This window comes from Burkholderia sp. Nafp2/4-1b (assembly GCF_003635165.1).
Lineage (GTDB): Bacteria > Pseudomonadota > Gammaproteobacteria > Burkholderiales > Burkholderiaceae > Burkholderia.
Window position 1 is genome coordinate 177,557 of the sequence record NZ_ML058619.1, and the last position, 15,493, is coordinate 193,049.

Consider the following 15,493-nt stretch of genomic DNA (forward strand, 5'->3'; position numbering starts at 1 on the left):
GGAACCGCCATGACGTCACGATCCGCCCATCCGTTCGGCATCCACGCGTTCGCGTCGTCGTTCGGCGCGACCTGCCTCGACGGCGAGCACACGCGCTTCCGCTTGTGGGCGCCTGCGATCCGCGCGGCCGCGGTCGAACTGCACGGCGAGCAGCGCGTCGGCATGCAGGCCACCGGCGACGGCTGGTTCGAAGTGATCGCACCGTGCAGCGCCGGCGCACTGTATCGCTTCCTGCTCGACGACGAGCTTGCCGTACCCGACCCGGCCTCGCGCTTCCAGCCGTATGACGTGCACGGGCCGAGCCAGGTTATCGATCCCGCCGCATACCGCTGGCGCAACGACGCGTGGCGCGGCCGGCCATGGCACGAGACGGTGCTGTACGAGCTGCACGTCGGCGCGTGCGGCGGCTACGCGGCCGTCGAACGGCGCCTCGCCGAGATTGCCGCGCTCGGCGTGACGGCGGTCGAACTGATGCCGGTGAACGCGTTCCCCGGCGCACGGAACTGGGGCTACGACGGCGTGCTGCCGTTCGCGCCCGATTCGTCGTACGGGCGGCCCGAGGAGCTGAAGTCGCTCGTCGACGCCGCGCACGGGCTCGGTCTGCAGGTGTTTCTCGACGTCGTGTACAACCACTTCGGCCCCGACGGCAACCTGCTGCCGCGCTATGCGCCGGAATTTTTCCGCACGGACCGGAAGACCGCATGGGGGCCCGCGATCGACTTCTCGCGCAAGCAAACGAGCCTGTTCTTCAGCGACAACGCGCTGTACTGGCTCGACGAATTCCGCTTCGACGGCCTGCGCATCGACGCCGCGCATGCGATCGACGACGATGCGTGGCTGCGCGAACTGGCGCGGCGCGTGCGCGCGTATGCAGGCGATGCGCGGCACGTGCATCTGGTGCTCGAGAACGAGCGCAATACGGCGAGCCTGCTCGGCCCCGATGGGTTCGACGCGCAGTGGAACGACGATTTCCACAACAGCGCGCACGTGCTGCTGACCGGCGAGCGCGAAGGCTACTATCGCGCGTACGCCGATGCACCGTTGCGCCATCTCGCGCGCACGCTCGGCGAAGGTTTCGCGTATCAGGGCGAACCGTCGCCGCTGCACGACGGCGCGCCGCGCGGCGAATCGAGCGCGCACCTGCCGCCGACCGCGTTCGTCACGTTCCTGCAGAACCACGACCAGATCGGCAACCGCGCGTTCGGCGAACGGCTGCGCGCGCTCGCGAACGACGACGCGGTGCGCGCGGCCACCGCGCTGATGCTGCTCGCGCCGCAGGTGCCGCTGCTGTTCATGGGCGAGGAAGACGGCAGCACGCAGCCGTTCCAGTTCTTCACCGACTATCGCGGCGAGCTCGCCGACGCGGTGCGCGAAGGCCGCCGCCGCGAGTTCGCCGCGTTTCCCGCGTTCGCCGATCCCGCCCATCGCGACGCGATTCCCGATCCGAACGATGTCCATACGTTCATGCGCTCGTCGCCGGGCCACGCGAGTGCGGACGCATGGCCGGACGCCGATGCGTGGCGGCGCTTCTATCGCAGCGCGCTGACCGTGCGCGCGGCGCTGGTGACGCCGCACTTGCCCGGCACCCGCGCACTCGGCGTCGACCTGCTGGCCGGTAGCGGCAGCGGCAACGGCGCCGCGGTGGCGCTCGCCGCACGCTGGCGGCTCGGCGACGGCAGCACGCTGACGATCGCGTTCAATCCCGCGTCGCACGATGCGGTGCTGCCCGCGTTGCCGGTCGGCAAGATCGTCTTCGAGACGCCGCCGCGCGCGCGCGACCGGCTCGCCGATCAACGGCTGCCGGCGCGCGCCTGCATTGCGTGGCGCGACGGCGCGGTCAACCACGATGCGCTGAGTCATCGCACGAACGGACACACACGCCCATGACGACTGACGTACCGATTGCCGAACTCGCGCGCGCCGCCGGGCTCGAGCCCGACTGGATCGACTCCGGCGGCGTCGCGCAGCGCGTCAGCGACGACGCGCTCGTCGCGCTCGTCGATGCGCTCGGCTGGCCGTGCGGCACGCCGATCGAGCGGGTCGACAGCCTGGCCGCGCTCGTCGATGCGAACGGCGCGACGCCACGGGTCGTCACCGGCGACGCCGGCGTACCGTTGACGCTGCCGCGCAGCGTCGCGCCGCCCGGTGCGCGCTTCCGGATTGCGCTCGAATCGGGCGACCACGTGGACGGGCGCGTGGCCGGCGCGGGCGAATACGGCACGGTGCCGCCGCTCACCGAGCCCGGCTATCACGCGCTCGACATCGGCGAGCAACGCGTCGGGCTCGCGATTGCACCGCCGCGCGCACGGCCGTTCGATGCCGGCGACGGCGCCCGGGAAACGGCGCGCCGCTGGGGTATCGCGGCCCAGCTCTACGGGCTGCGCCGCGCAGGCGACGACGGCGCGGGCGATTACACCGCACTCGCCGGCCTCGCCTCGCAAGCGGCGCGGCACGGCGCGCACGCGGTGGCGATCAGCCCGACGCATGCCGGCTATCCGGCACTGCCCGAGCACGACAGCCCGTATTCGCCGTCGTCGCGACGCTGGCACAACGTCGCGTATCTCGACAGCGATTCGGTGCCGGGCGCCGATATCGTGCGGCGAATGACCGGCGCGACGGCGGGCAGCGAAGCCGCGCCCGATACGCCGCTGATCGACTGGCCGCACGTCCTGCCGCTGAAACTGCGACGCCTGCGTGCGTGCTTCGACGCATGGCGTGAGAACGGCGAGCCGTCGCGCGATGCGTTCGAGCAATTCCGCGCGGCAGGCGGTTCGGCGCTCGATGCCCATGCGCGTTTCGACGCGCTGCAGGCGTTCTGCATCGAGCATGGCATCGGGGCCGACTGGCGGCAATGGCCCGCGCAGTGGCGCATGCCGGCTTCCGCGGAGGTCGATGCGTTCGCGCAAGCGCACGCCGATACGATCGCGTTCCACACGTTCCTGCAATGGTGCGCGGCCGATGCCCTCGGGTGCGCACAACAGGCGGCCCGCGATGCGGGGATGGCGATCGGCCTGATCGCCGATCTCGCGGTCGGCTCCGATCGCGCGGGCAGCGATGCATGGGCGCATGGCACGACGCTGTTGCGCGGCGTGTCGGTCGGTGCGCCGCCCGACCTGTTCAATGCGGAAGGCCAGGCGTGGGGCGTGACGACCTGGACACCCGCCGCGCTGCGCGCGAACGGCTTCACGCCGTTCGTCGACCTGCTGCGCGCGTCCTTCGCGCAGGCGGGCGGGATTCGCATCGATCACGTGCTCGGTTTCGCGCGAATGTGGATCGTGCCGGAAGGCCGGTCGCCGCGCGACGGCGCGTACCTGCGCTATCCGATCGACGATCTCGTGCGGCTCGTTGCGCTCGAAGCGGCCCGGCATCGCGCGGTCGCGATCGGCGAGGATCTCGGCACGGTACCGGCCGGGTTTCGCGAGCGGCTCGGCGCGCAAGGCATCGCGGGGATGCGCGTGCTGTGGTTCGAGCGTGACGCGGACGGCGCGTTTCGGCAGCCGTCGGCGTGGGATCGCGACACGATCGCGATGACGTCGACGCACGATCTGCCGACCGTGTCCGGCTGGTGGCGCGGCGTCGATCTCGAGTGGCGACGACGCGAAGACGTCGACCACGGCCGCGCGCGCAATACCTGTGGCGACGTCGGGTTGGCCGCGGCCGCACACGGCACGGACTGCGACGAACGCAACCGGCCGTGCCTGCGCGACGATGCCGGCGCCCCACGTGACACAGGTGACGCGGGTGACATATCCGACCCGTCGCCGCCCGATCCCGATCTCGCCGACGCCGCATCTGCATCGACCAGCGCATCGCCCGCTCCATCGACTTCCGCCGATGCCGAACGCGAAACCGATCGTGCGGCGCTATGGCGCGCGTTGCAACACGCAGGCTGCGCGGCGAATAGCGAACCGATGCCCGCGGCCGATGCGCCGCCCGTCGACGCCGTCCTCGCTTACGTCGCGCGCAGCCCGTCGCCGCTCGCGATCGTGCCGCTCGAGGATCTGCTCGCGCTGGACGCGCAACCGAACCTGCCCGGCCCGCCGTGCGGCCACCCGAACTGGCTGCGCAGGCTGCCGCGCGCGGTCGACGCGCTGTTCGACGCCGACGTGCGCACCCGCATCGCGGCGATCGAAGCCGCGCGCCGCCAGCCGGAGGATGATGCATGACGCCGCGCGCCACGCTGCGCCTGCAACTGCACGCGGGCTTCACGTTCGACGACGCCGCGGCCCACGCCGACTATTACGCACGGCTCGGCGTGAGCCATTTGTACCTGTCGCCGATCACGACGGCCGAGCCCGGTTCGCTGCACGGCTACGACACCGTCGATCATCGCGCGATCAGCGCCGAACTCGGCGGCGAAGCCGGCTTCCGGCGCCTCGCCGATGCGCTGCAGGCACGCGGCCTCGGCGTGATCGTCGACATCGTGCCGAACCACATGGGCGTCGGCGGCATGTCGAACGGCTGGTGGAACGACGTGCTCGAATGGGGGCAGGCCAGCCCGTACGCCCGCTACTTCGACATCGACTGGCATCCGCCCGACCCGGCGCTCGACGGCAAGGTGCTGCTGCCGTGCCTCGGCGCGCCGTACGGCGACGCACTTGCGGCCGGCGACATCATGCTCGAAGCCGATCCGTCGACCGGGCGCTTCTTCATCGCGTGCCCGGGCAGGCGGCTGCCGGTCGCCGTCGCGACCTATGCGGAGATCCTGCGCACCGCGAACCGGGCCGACCTGAACGCGCTCGCCGAGCGTTTCGCCGCCGCGCCGGTGCGCGGCAGCACGCGCATCGCGGCCGCGCACGCGGCGCTGCGTGACTATGCCGCCGCGCAGGGCCCGCATGCGTTCGACGCGGTATTGCGTGGTGCCGATCCGCGCCGCGCGCGCTCGCGCGCCTGCCTGCACCACCTGCTCGAACGCCAGCACTACCGGCTCGCGTGGTGGCGCACGGCCGCCGACGAACTGAACTGGCGCCGCTTCTTCGACATCGCGACGCTCGCGGCCGTGCGGGTCGAGGACGATGCGGTGTTCGACGCAGTACATGCGCTGCCGCTGTCGCTGCATGCGGCCGGCTACGTCGACGGCTTGCGCGTCGATCACGTCGACGGCCTCGCCGATCCGCGTGCGTACTGCCGGCGCCTGCATGCGCGGCTCGCGGCGCAGCGCGACGAGCGGCCGTATATCGTCGTCGAGAAGATCCTCGCGCCGGGCGAGACGCTGCGCGAGGACTGGCGCGTCGACGGCACGACCGGCTACGACTTCATGAACGACGTGGCCGCGCTGCTGCACGATCCGGCCGGCGCCGAACCGCTCGCCGCCCACTGGGCCGCCGTGTCGGGATCGGCGCGCTCGTTCGCGCAGGAAGCGGTGGCCGGCAAGCGGCGTGTACTGAAGCGGCAACTTGCCGGCGAGCACGAGCGCGTCGCACGGGCGCTGCACCGCATCGCACGCGCGGCGCCCGCGACGCGCGACATCAGCCGGATTGCGATCCACCGCGTGCTGGGCGAACTCGCCGTGCATTTGCCGGTGTATCGAATGTATCCCGCACACGGCGACGAGCCGGGTGGCGCCGATCGTCGCGTGCTCCAGCATGCGTACGACGCCGCGTGCGCCGCGATCGATCCGTCCGAACGCTACGCGCTCGATCGCGTCGCGGGCTGGCTCGGGCTGCCCGGGCTCGGCACGCGCGTGCCGCGCGCCGATGCCGCCGCGCTGCTGGCGGCGCGCGTCGCATTCGCGCAGCTGAGCGCACCGCTCGCCGCGAAGGGCGTCGAGGATACGGCCAACTATCGCTACGGACGGCTGCTCTCGCGCAACGAGGTGGGCGCCGACGCGGGCGATTTCAGCCTGTCGCGCGGCGCGTTCCATGCGCGCAACCGGCGCCGCGCGCGCACCGTCCCGCATACGCTCGTCGCGACCGCGACGCACGATCACAAGCGCGGCGAGGATGCCCGCGCGCGGCTCGCGGTGCTCAGCGAAGTGCCGGACTTGTGGCGCGCGGTGTCGCTCGACTGGTCGGCGCTGAACCAGCCGCATCGCGGCGGCGCGCATCGCGATCTCGCGTGGACGCCCGGGCCGGCCGCGGAAGCGATGCTGTACCAGACGCTCGTCGGCTGCTGGCCGCCGGCGCTTGCGCCGGACGATGCGGCCGGACTCGCGGCGCTCGCGGAACGCGTGATGCGCTGGCAGACCAAGGCGCTGCGCGAGGCGAAACAGCAGACGGACTGGCTCGCGCCCGACGCGGACTACGAGCGCGCGTGCGAGCAGTTCGTCCGCGCGATCCTGACGCCGCATGGTGCCGGCGATTTCGTGCATCGACTGCACGCGTTCGTCGCGCGGATCGCGCCGGCCGGCGTCGTCAACGGTCTCGCGCAGGCCGCGCTGCGGATGGCGTCGCCGGGCGTGCCCGACCTGTATCAAGGTACCGAGCTATGGGATCACTCGCTCGTCGATCCGGACAACCGGCGCGACGTGCCGTTCGCGACGCTCGCAAGCGAGCGGGTCGACGAGCCGGTCGCCGCGTATTTGCGGGACTGGGCCGATGCGCGTGTGAAGCGCGCGCTCGTCGAGCGGATGCTCGCGCTGCGGGCGCGCTGGCCGACGACGTTCGCGGATGGCCCGTATGTCCCGCTGCGCGTGCGCGGCAAGCTCGGGCGGCATGCGGTGGCGTTCGCGCGGCACGATGAAGCGGCGACGGTCGTGGTCATCGTGACGCGGCTCGCGTGCCGGCTGCTCGGCGAAGCGCCGGGATTGCCGTGCGTCGCGCCTGACGAATGGGGTGATACCGCCGTCGTGCTGCCGCGCGGCGCCGGCGCGCGGTGGCGTGACGGGCTGAACGGCGGAAGCGAAGTCGATGCGGCCGACGGCACGCTGAGGCTCGATCGATGTCTGGCTGCATTGCCGGTTGCGGTGCTGGCGGCAGTCGATCCGAGCCGGCCGCAATCGTAATCGACTCCATTCGGATCAGCGCCGCGACTTTTGCTCGAGCCACCGATCACAGCATGATGGTTTTAAAAGATTTCGTGTCTTTTTTCAATCTCGCCAACGACACAGCGACGGTAGCCCCATTCTTCTTTATTGAAGCGCGACTTCTTTAAAATGCACGGCGATCGTCCCGGCATGCGCTGATTTTCCGGAAAGCGTGACGCATGCGATCGCCCCGCCCGCGCGAAATGGCGGCATCGCTCACCCGCGAACGCAATTAGACGACGATATCCATCCGTTTTGCCCGGCGACCTGAATGTGCTTTCAAGTCTTTCAGCTTTCTACACGCGTCGGGTCGAAAGAGCTATCATGTGCGAGTCCAACCTCAAGGCTGAAAACATGGCGACCTACAAGGAATTGAAAGCACAAATGGATGCACTGGCCGAGAAAGCCGAAGCAGCGCGCATTGCCGAATTCCAAGCCGTCGTGGACGACATCCGCGCCAAGATTGCGGAATACGGCATTACGGAAAAGGATATTTTCGGCACTCGCCGGGGCCGGCCGGCCAAGCAACAAGCGAAGGCGCCGACAGAAGCCAAGTATCGCGACCCGAAGACGGGCGCGACCTGGTCGGGCCGCGGCCGTGCGCCCGCATGGATCAAGGACGCCAAGAATCGCAATCGATTCCTGATTCAGGACTGAGCCCGGCGCGCGTGACTTGAACGGCTGCGGAGCGCCCACTCTCCGCAGCGCGCTCGACGCCCGAAAAGCAGGATCGACGGCACCTCGAATCGTCGATCCTCTGCCACCTTGCGCCGGATCGCGACGATCCGGTTTATTTCGACAGCGTCAGCAAGAATGCACTCGCCGCGCCTCGCGACCGTGAAGGGGTGACCGGCAACAGTTTGGCCTGGTGCACAGACGAATAGCGGTCATCGCCCTTCACCGCGCCCGGTAAGCCGGCGCGACCGCTCCACGGCATTCGAATGCCTTACTGTGTGATGGTGCCTGCCGACGCGAGACTTCTCGACGAGTTGCCGACATAGACCGTCGTCGCGCCGGTGGCGGGCGACCATTGCTGCAGGTCCTTGTCCCAGGTGCTCAACGGATGGTTGTTCGCGTTCGGATTCACGTTGACCGTGACGGCCTGCGACGCACCCGGATTCAGGAACACCTTCTGGAACCCGACCAGCCGCTTCGGCGGCTCACCCGACGACGACGGCAACGCGACGTACACCTGCACGACTTCCGCCCCTGCAACCTTGCCTGTATTGGCGACCGTGGCAGTGACGTTGTACGTGCCGTTGCTTCCCGACGAAACCGCGGCGTTCTGAATCGTGAAGGTCGTGTACGACAGCCCGAACCCGAATTCGAACGCAGGGCTCTTGCTCATCGCGTCGTACCAGCGATAGCCCATGTTGAGCCCTTCGGTGTAGGTGACGGTCGGTACACCGTTGACGGAGACGCCCGGATACTGCGCGGCACTGATCGAATCCATGAAGCCCTGGCCGACCTGCGGGAACGTCACCGGCAATTTCCCGGACGGATTCGTCACGCCGAACAGCAGGTCGGCGACGATATGCCCGTCCTCCTGCCCCGGAAACCACGCTTCGAGTATCGCGGCCGGCGCGGACGCACCGCCTTTGAGCAGCGTCGCGTCGAGCGCCTCGACCGCGTTGTCCTTGAGCACCAGCACGGTCTTCGGGTTCGCGGCCACCACGCTCTGGATCATCGCGAGCGTATTGCTGCTCCTGACGGTGCTGGTCGTCGTCAGCGCGCTGGCCTTCGGTCCGTACCAGTCGAGCGTGTTGAGATACTTGCCGGCGTCGAGACTCAGGCCGGTTGCATCGACGAACGTCGTCTGATCGGCGCCCTCTTCCGAAATCGATCCGGCCATCACCACGACCGCATCGGCGCTGCCGATCAACGACTGGGCCGCTGCAAACGTCGCTGCACTGCCGTCGATCGTCGCGTTCGCGTTCGCGTCGTCGACGAGCACGAGATGAACCTTTGCCGTCGTATTGCCGAGATTCGCGAGCACGTCCCGCATCCCTTGCAGCGGCGAAACGGTGTAGAGCGCGACTACATCCGAACTCCCGCCGCCGGACCCCATCGGGTTGCCGACACTGCTGCCGCCGGCCACTGCTTGCTGCGCGAACACCTGCGATGCCTTCCCGACGATCACGACGTTCTGCACGGCCTTGCTCAACGGCAGCGTGCCGTCATTCTGCAGCAGCACCGCGGATTGCTCGCCGATCGCTTTCGCCGCGGCGCCGTCAGCCACCGTATCGATCGGGGTTTGAACCAGCGGGCGGTCGAAGATGCCGGCCTTGAACATCTGCGTATAGCGGCGCGGGATCGCCGTGTCGATATCCGACGTCTTGAGCGCGCCGGCCGCAAGCGCGGCGTTCAGCTTGTCGGCGGTCCACCACGTCGCGACACCCGGGATGATCACGCCCGGCATTTCGTTGTCGAGCCCCGCGAGCATCGTCCCGGCGGTGCTGTGCGCGGCGAAGAAGTCCGACTGCACGTAGCCGCCGAAACCCCATTGCCCGCGCAGCACGTCGGTCAGGACGTGCCGGTTCTCGCACATCGAGAAGCCGTTGACGGAGTTGTACGAGCACATGACGGCGCCGACTTGCCCATCCTTCACGGCCATCTCGAACGGCAGCATGTACAGCTCGTGCAGCGTGCGGTCGTCGACGTTTTCCGAGATGGTCATCCGGTTCGTTTCCTGCTCGTTCGCGACGAGATGCTTCGCCATCGCGATCATCCCGTGCGACTGCACGGCCTGGATTTCAGCGACGCCCATCGTGCCGGTCAGATACGGGTCCTCGCCCATGTATTCGAAATTCCGGCCGCCGACCGGCAGCCGGGCCAGGTTCATGCCCGGCGCTTCGAACACATGCAGCGCGAGGTTCGCGCCTTCCTTGCCGATCACGTCGCCGAATTGCGTCGCCACCGCGTGATCGAACGATGCTGCCACCGCGATCGCGGACGGCAGCGCGGTGGCTTTCGCCGACGCAGCACTCGTCAACGCCGCCGCGCCGCTCGACGCCGATCCGGCGGGAACGCAGTCGTTCTGGCCGATGCCGACCGGGCCGTTCGTGATGCGAAGCGTGGGGATATGGTATTTCGGCAGCCCGGGAATGTGACGCGCGCCGAAGCACTGCGGAAGCTCGGCGACCACGCCGGGGGCGCCGACGAGTTGCTCTTCCTTGTCGGGGAGTGCCATTGCCGCGACGAGCAACGCCGCGCGCCGCTCGGGCTTCAACGACGTGTCCATCCACGGCGACGCACTGCCGGACGAGGTTGGCGACGATGCCGTCGAGTTGGCGTCGCTGCCGCCGCATCCGCTCAGCAGCACGGTGAGTCCCGCTGCGACACAGATCCCTGACTTCCTGATCGAATTTCCCATGTCCGCTCCTCCTGTGTCCCGGTAGGCGATGTTCCGGCTTCGCCTTGATTGATGTTCTGTAGTACTTATTCATTGTGAAAAACGCTTGCCCGTGCCGACGAGCTGCCGTTGGACGGGCCGGCTCCCGGCCGACACCACCCCAGATCGCGTGACGCCACCCATGCAAGGATTCGGCACCGAAGCTCGCCGCCGTGCAGCACGCGCGCCGACGCGCCGCACTCACGCGACAGCGAAGCCACTGCGCCTGCGCGCCGGCAACCGTGCGCGTCACCAACCTGCCGGCACGCGCCGGACCCGATCAGAAACGCGCCAGGTAGTTGGGAAAACGTTTATCCAAGAGTAGGTCCGGTGGGTTTGTTTGACTAGTCGGTATTAACGCTACCTGATCCAGCGCGTGGACTGGCAAAGAGGCCGTCATGGCGCGAAACGGGTAATCGTTTATCCGCCGGGATGTCAGTTACCCGTTATTTCGTCAGAGGAATCACCGGGAAGCGGAGACGGAAGACGCACGGCCCGCCGAATACCGTTCGAACGGCGTAACGGCGTAACGGCATAACGCCTCCGCCCCTCCGAACCAGCCGTCGCGCCTCGCGCTGAAACGCCGGTGTCAGGATCCGGTGCGGCGGGACGTCGATTCTCGCACGACGAGACGCGGTTCGAGCATCAGATGCGCGGCATCATGCTGGCCGGACAGCGCCTCGAACACCTTCCGGGTCGCAAGCTCGCCCATTCGTTCGCTCTGCGTGTCGACGGTGGTCAATGCAGGCTCGGAATATTCGCCGTAGGGAGCGTTGTCGATGCCCGTGATCGCAAGGTCCGTGGGCAACCGAAATCCGAGAGTCTTCGCGCCTTTCATGAATCCCAGCGCGATCAGGTCGTTGTAGCAGATCACGGCCTGCGGACGCCGCGGTCCCAGCAGGATCCTGGAGCACGCCTGCTCGCCCGCCACGGACGTCGGCGCATGCGCGTCGTACACGTCGAGCGTGAGTCCGGCTTCGGCCAGGCATTCGGTCGCGCCGCGAATACGCTCGACATCGATCGATGCGTGACTGAATCCGAGGTAGGCGATCTTCCGGTGCCCGAGATCGAGCAAATGCCGAGCGAGCATATAGGTGGCGAGACGATTGTCGATGCCGACCGTCGGGATCGGCAGCTCGTGCAGGTGTCGCAACATCACGACCGGCTTCTTCAAATCGAGCATCCACCCTGCCTCGTCCTCGGCCAGCCGCGAACTGATGATCAATCCGTCCACGCGTTGCGCGAGGGCCTCGATCAATGACCGCTCGCGGGCCGGGTCTTCTTCGGTATCGACGAGCAGCAACGTGTAGTCGTGCGCCAGCGCCACCCGATTGGCACCCTTCACGACACTGGCGAAGTGCGGATTGCTGATGTCCAGGACCGCGAGCCCGATGGTGCGCGTGCGCCCGGTGATCATCGAGCGTGCGAGCGGGCTCGTCTGGTAGCCCAGCCTTTCGATCGTCGCCTTCAGGCGGGATTCCACTTCCGGCGAGAAGCGCTTGGTTCCGTTGACGTATTTCGAAACTGTCGCGACCGAGACCTCTGCTGCCATCGCCACATCGCGGATCGTCGGAGTCGCGTTCTTCATAACAGGGGAGCGGATTCAGGAATCCGGCAATTGTCGCAGATCGCGGGTCACTCCCGGAAATTGGCCCGTGCCGTGAACGGTCTGGATGGCTTCCATATTTCGATGACAGCCGAAATATGGAAGCAATGGAACCAAGGTTTTGTGACGAGTCGCCAATGTTTCTGATAGCGTCGTAACTGGCGAGCGTGGGGCCGGATTGAGCCAAACGTCTGACGTAATCGCCCTGCCGGTATTCGTCGTTGCCGTGCGCGACACAAAAGCACTCACCGTTCATTTCGTCATGAGGGGCGACATGCGTCTAGCCGATTTCATCGTTCGCAACATGGAGCCGATCCTGGTGCAATGGGAAGCGTTTGCCGCCACGCTGCTGCCGGCTGCGAGGAGCATGGGTTCGCTGGCGCTGCGCGATCACGCGCGCCAGATCCTGGAGGCCGTGGCCAAGGACATATCGAGCCCGCAAACCAAGGAAGAGCAACGAGACAAATCGCTCGGACGCGCGATCGAACCGGCGAACGCGCCCGAGACCGCCGCGCAGACGCACGCCGTCCTGCGCGCCCGCCGCGGCTTCAACATCAACCAGCTGGCGGCCGAGTATCGAGCGCTGCGTGCCAGTGTGCTGAGCTTGTGGATCGACGCGTGCCGGCCGAACCCGCCTTATCTGCAGGACATGATCCGCTTCAACGAGGCGATCGATCAGGCGCTCGCGGAATCCGTGGCTTACTTCACGGAGCAGGTCGAGCAGGCTCGCAACCTGTTGCTGGGCATGCTCGGTCACGACATGCGTACGCCGCTGCAGACCATTCAGCTGACCGCGACCTATCTTGCGGCGCTCAATGCAGGGGAGAAGGTGTCGGAGGCCGCCGCCAGGCTGATCAGAAGCGGCGGTCGCATGCAGGCGCTCCTCGACGATCTCTGCGACTTCAATCGGACCCAGCTCGGGCTAGGCATCAACGTCGTTCCTCGCCACATCGATCTCGCGAACGTCATCGCCAACGTGGTGGACGAATTGCAGGGGGCCCATCCCGATCGGGAGATCAACGTCGACGTCAGCGGCGACCTCCACGGCAACTGGGACGAGCCGCGCATGCAGCAACTGCTGAGTAACCTCGTGAGCAACGCGCTCAAGTACGGGACGCCCGATACGCCGATCCGGGTGGCCGCGAAGGCGGCGGAAACCCACGTGCTCATCGAGGTAACCAACAACGGGCCGGCGCTGGATCGGCTCACGCTCGACCGCATCTTCGATCCGCTGCAGCGCGGCGCCGACCAGCGCGAGCGAACGGGCGAGGATGCCGGACTGGGGCTCGGCCTGCACATCGCCAGCGAAATCGCCAACGCACATCACGGTCGTATCGACGCACGATCCAATTCGGCGGAAACGGTATTCACGGTGCAGCTGCCAAGAGGTACGTGAAGGTACGTGACGGCACGCGAACGCACGTGAAGCGAGTTTTCTCGAGCGGGCGCCGCGCCGCCTCGGAGCGGGATCGCTCACCGCGCAGCATGGGTGGGCCCCGTCAGGCGGCTCGCCGGGACTGCCGCGGCACCGTGTATCGCGGCAGACGGCGGCGGCGCCGAGCGCACGCATGCGCGATGGTGGCGACGCGCCCCAATGCCCGGGCTGCCCCACGATCATGACCATTCCTCCGGCGGCACCTCCCCGCTGTCGTCCTCCCAAAGCGGCTTACCCTCCTGTTCGACCTTGCTGGTCGTAATCGGCCCGTTCCGGCCGCCACGCTCCGCCTTCCGCGTGCCGTCATGCGATGTCGCCGCACGCACACGGGCCCGCGTGCGGGTCGGCGCGACGGTCCGCTGGCCGCCGCTGCGGCGCTCGTCGGTCGATGCGGTGTCCTTGCCCTGTTGCGCATTCGAAGCTGCGTTCATATGTGCTCTCCCGATCATTGAAAGTTGAAGGAAACCGGTCGTGCAAGCGCAGCAATTCGGATGCCACGGTTCGGGCAAGCGCCTTGCTATATCCGTTTGATCCCAACCCGTTCCGGAGCCGACCATGCCGGCAGACCGCAGCCCGCCGCCCGCCACGCGCCATCGCATCGGCGAATGGATGGCCCGCGAGGAATCGCACATGGCCGACTACCGCGAGAGAATCGCCAAGGATGCGCGCGCGCATGCCGGCGAACGATTGCGCACGCCCGCCGTGCAGGAACTCGCGCGGCTGTTCGACGACAACGCCGTGCTGCGCATGAGCCTCACCCGCGCGATCGACGAAGCGCTCGACTCCGGCCGCAAGCTCGGCTACGCGTCGATCGGCGAACTGATGACCGTGATCGACCACCTGATGACGTACACGCCTCCATTCAGCGAAGCGAGCCTGGTCGTGTGTCCGTTGAACGCATTCCTCGACTGGCCGATGTGCATGCCGTCGGGCCACGCGGTGTTTCGCGACGCGGCGGTCAACGCGCATCTGAAGCAGGTGCTGAACGTATGGTGCGACTTCCTCGGCGGTCCGCACTCGCGCACGCATCTCGACACGTCGCCACCCGACGGCTGGTTCTGCGACGAAGCGCACCAACGCCTCGGGCTGCCGCAGTTCGAGTATCGCGAGGACGAACCGCACGGGGGCTTCGCTTCGTGGAACGACTTCTTCACGCGGCGCTTTCGCGCGGGCGCGCGGCCCGTCGCGGCGCCGGACGATTCACACGTGATCGTCAGCGCATGCGAAGCCGCGCCGTATCACACCGAAACGAACCTGAAGATCCGCGACAAATTCTGGATCAAGGGCCAGCCGTATTCGCTGCGCGACATCTTCACGCCCGCGCGGCTGCCGCTCGCCGAGCGCTTCGTCGGCGGCGACCTGTACCAGGCGTACCTGAGCGCATACAACTATCACCGCTGGCATGCGCCGGTGCGCGGTACCGTCACGCACGCGTACCGGGTCGACGGCACCTACTATTCGGTCGCCGAAGCGGAAGGCCCCGACCCGGCCGGGCTCAACGACTCGCAGGGCTACATGACGGCCGTGGCCGCGCGCGCGGTGGTCGCGATCGACAGCGACGATCCCGGCATCGGCACGGTGGCGGCCGTATTCGTCGGGATGGGCGACGTGTCGTCGTGCGTGATCGAGGTCGTGCCGGGGCAGCGCGTCGACAAGGGTGACGAGATCGGCTATTTCCAGTACGGTGGCTCGACCTATTGCCTGCTGTTCGAACCCGGCGTGATCGACCGCTTCCTGTGTGCGCCCCCGTTCGACGGCGAGACGCCGGTCGTGCAGGTCAACGCGTCAGTGGCCATCGCGCGCTGAACCGCGCGCGGCGCCATCACGCATCGACGCTGCCGAAGCCGCGCCCGACGTGCCGCTGCATGCATTGCACGATCGAGAGGCCGTCCGGTGTCAGCGCCAGGCGGCTCTTGCCCGATTCGTCGGCACGCATCTCGATCAGGTGTTGTTCCACCAGCGACACGATATCTTCGCGGTCGGGCTGTATCTGTTCCGGCGCGCGGTACACCAGGAACAGCGCGGCAAATTCATGTGCGGTCAGCATGTTGTCTCCCCCATTGGCGGCTTGACGCGATGCGGCAGCAGCATCGCGAC

10 protein-coding genes are annotated in these 15,493 nt (G+C 67.7%); 6 read left to right on the plus strand and 4 right to left on the minus strand.

Features of this window, described 5'->3' with window-relative positions; genetic code table 11:
• The first annotated feature begins 9 nt into the window (after positions 1-9).
• From treZ to C7H84_RS27485, 4 genes are all read left to right on the plus strand, one after another.
• Positions 10-1,887, plus strand: a complete 1,878-nt coding sequence (gene treZ, locus C7H84_RS27470; protein WP_121861721.1) for a malto-oligosyltrehalose trehalohydrolase — start codon at positions 10-12, stop codon at positions 1,885-1,887.
• Positions 1,884-4,166 carry a 4-alpha-glucanotransferase gene (gene malQ / locus C7H84_RS27475; protein WP_121861722.1) on the plus strand — a complete coding sequence of 761 codons (2,283 nt, stop codon included), beginning with the start codon at positions 1,884-1,886 and terminating at the stop codon, positions 4,164-4,166. Before treZ ends, malQ begins: the two co-directional genes overlap by 4 nt.
• Positions 4,163-6,943 carry a malto-oligosyltrehalose synthase gene (treY, locus tag C7H84_RS27480; RefSeq protein WP_121861723.1) on the plus strand — a complete coding sequence of 927 codons (2,781 nt, stop codon included), beginning with the start codon at positions 4,163-4,165 and terminating at the stop codon, positions 6,941-6,943. The genes malQ and treY overlap by 4 nt, the downstream gene beginning before the upstream one ends.
• Positions 6,944-7,318: 375 nt before the next feature.
• Positions 7,319-7,621: an H-NS histone family protein gene (locus tag C7H84_RS27485; protein WP_121861724.1), complete on the plus strand. Its 303-nt coding sequence runs from the start codon at positions 7,319-7,321 to the stop codon at positions 7,619-7,621.
• A gap of 289 nt (positions 7,622-7,910) precedes the next feature.
• Here C7H84_RS27485 and C7H84_RS27490 read toward each other — a convergent pair whose 3' ends face one another.
• Both C7H84_RS27490 and C7H84_RS27495 read right to left on the minus strand, forming a co-directional pair.
• Positions 7,911-10,337: a glycoside hydrolase family 3 C-terminal domain-containing protein gene (locus tag C7H84_RS27490; protein WP_121861725.1), complete on the minus strand. Its 2,427-nt coding sequence runs from the start codon at positions 10,335-10,337 to the stop codon at positions 7,911-7,913.
• Between the two features lie 607 nt (positions 10,338-10,944).
• Complete coding sequence (locus C7H84_RS27495; RefSeq protein ID WP_121861726.1) at positions 10,945-11,943, minus strand: LacI family DNA-binding transcriptional regulator; 999 nt, start codon at positions 11,941-11,943, stop codon at positions 10,945-10,947.
• A 292-nt stretch (positions 11,944-12,235) separates the two neighbouring features.
• On the opposite strand from C7H84_RS27495, the gene C7H84_RS27500 reads away from it, so the two are divergent.
• Positions 12,236-13,357: a sensor histidine kinase gene (locus C7H84_RS27500; protein ID WP_121861727.1), complete on the plus strand. Its 1,122-nt coding sequence runs from the start codon at positions 12,236-12,238 to the stop codon at positions 13,355-13,357.
• A gap of 218 nt (positions 13,358-13,575) precedes the next feature.
• Here the strand turns inward: C7H84_RS27500 and C7H84_RS27505 are convergent, their stop codons facing one another.
• A complete protein-coding gene (locus tag C7H84_RS27505) occupies positions 13,576-13,827 on the minus strand; it encodes a hypothetical protein (protein WP_121861728.1) in 252 nt (83 codons plus the stop codon).
• Between the two features lie 124 nt (positions 13,828-13,951).
• On the opposite strand from C7H84_RS27505, the gene C7H84_RS27510 reads away from it, so the two are divergent.
• A complete protein-coding gene (locus tag C7H84_RS27510; protein WP_121861729.1) occupies positions 13,952-15,202 on the plus strand; it encodes a phosphatidylserine decarboxylase family protein in 1,251 nt (416 codons plus the stop codon).
• A gap of 16 nt (positions 15,203-15,218) precedes the next feature.
• Here the strand turns inward: C7H84_RS27510 and C7H84_RS27515 are convergent, their stop codons facing one another.
• A complete protein-coding gene (locus C7H84_RS27515; RefSeq protein WP_121861730.1) occupies positions 15,219-15,443 on the minus strand; it encodes a hypothetical protein in 225 nt (74 codons plus the stop codon).
• Positions 15,444-15,493: the final 50 nt, after the last annotated feature.

What these genes read in the sequence shown, in the direction of transcription:
- treZ (WP_121861721.1), top strand. Translation starts at nt 10, where the DNA reads ATGACGTCACGATCCGCCCATCCGTTCGGCATCCACGCGTTCGCGTCG.
- C7H84_RS27515 (WP_121861730.1), bottom strand. Translation starts at nt 15,443, where the DNA reads ATGCTGACCGCACATGAATTTGCCGCGCTGTTCCTGGTGTACCGCGCG.
- C7H84_RS27485 (WP_121861724.1), top strand. Translation starts at nt 7,319, where the DNA reads ATGGCGACCTACAAGGAATTGAAAGCACAAATGGATGCACTGGCCGAG.
- treY (WP_121861723.1), top strand. Translation starts at nt 4,163, where the DNA reads ATGACGCCGCGCGCCACGCTGCGCCTGCAACTGCACGCGGGCTTCACG.
- C7H84_RS27490 (WP_121861725.1), bottom strand. Translation starts at nt 10,337, where the DNA reads ATGGGAAATTCGATCAGGAAGTCAGGGATCTGTGTCGCAGCGGGACTC.
- malQ (WP_121861722.1), top strand. Translation starts at nt 1,884, where the DNA reads ATGACGACTGACGTACCGATTGCCGAACTCGCGCGCGCCGCCGGGCTC.
- C7H84_RS27495 (WP_121861726.1), bottom strand. Translation starts at nt 11,943, where the DNA reads ATGAAGAACGCGACTCCGACGATCCGCGATGTGGCGATGGCAGCAGAG.
- C7H84_RS27500 (WP_121861727.1), top strand. Translation starts at nt 12,236, where the DNA reads ATGCGTCTAGCCGATTTCATCGTTCGCAACATGGAGCCGATCCTGGTG.
- C7H84_RS27505 (WP_121861728.1), bottom strand. Translation starts at nt 13,827, where the DNA reads ATGAACGCAGCTTCGAATGCGCAACAGGGCAAGGACACCGCATCGACC.
- C7H84_RS27510 (WP_121861729.1), top strand. Translation starts at nt 13,952, where the DNA reads ATGCCGGCAGACCGCAGCCCGCCGCCCGCCACGCGCCATCGCATCGGC.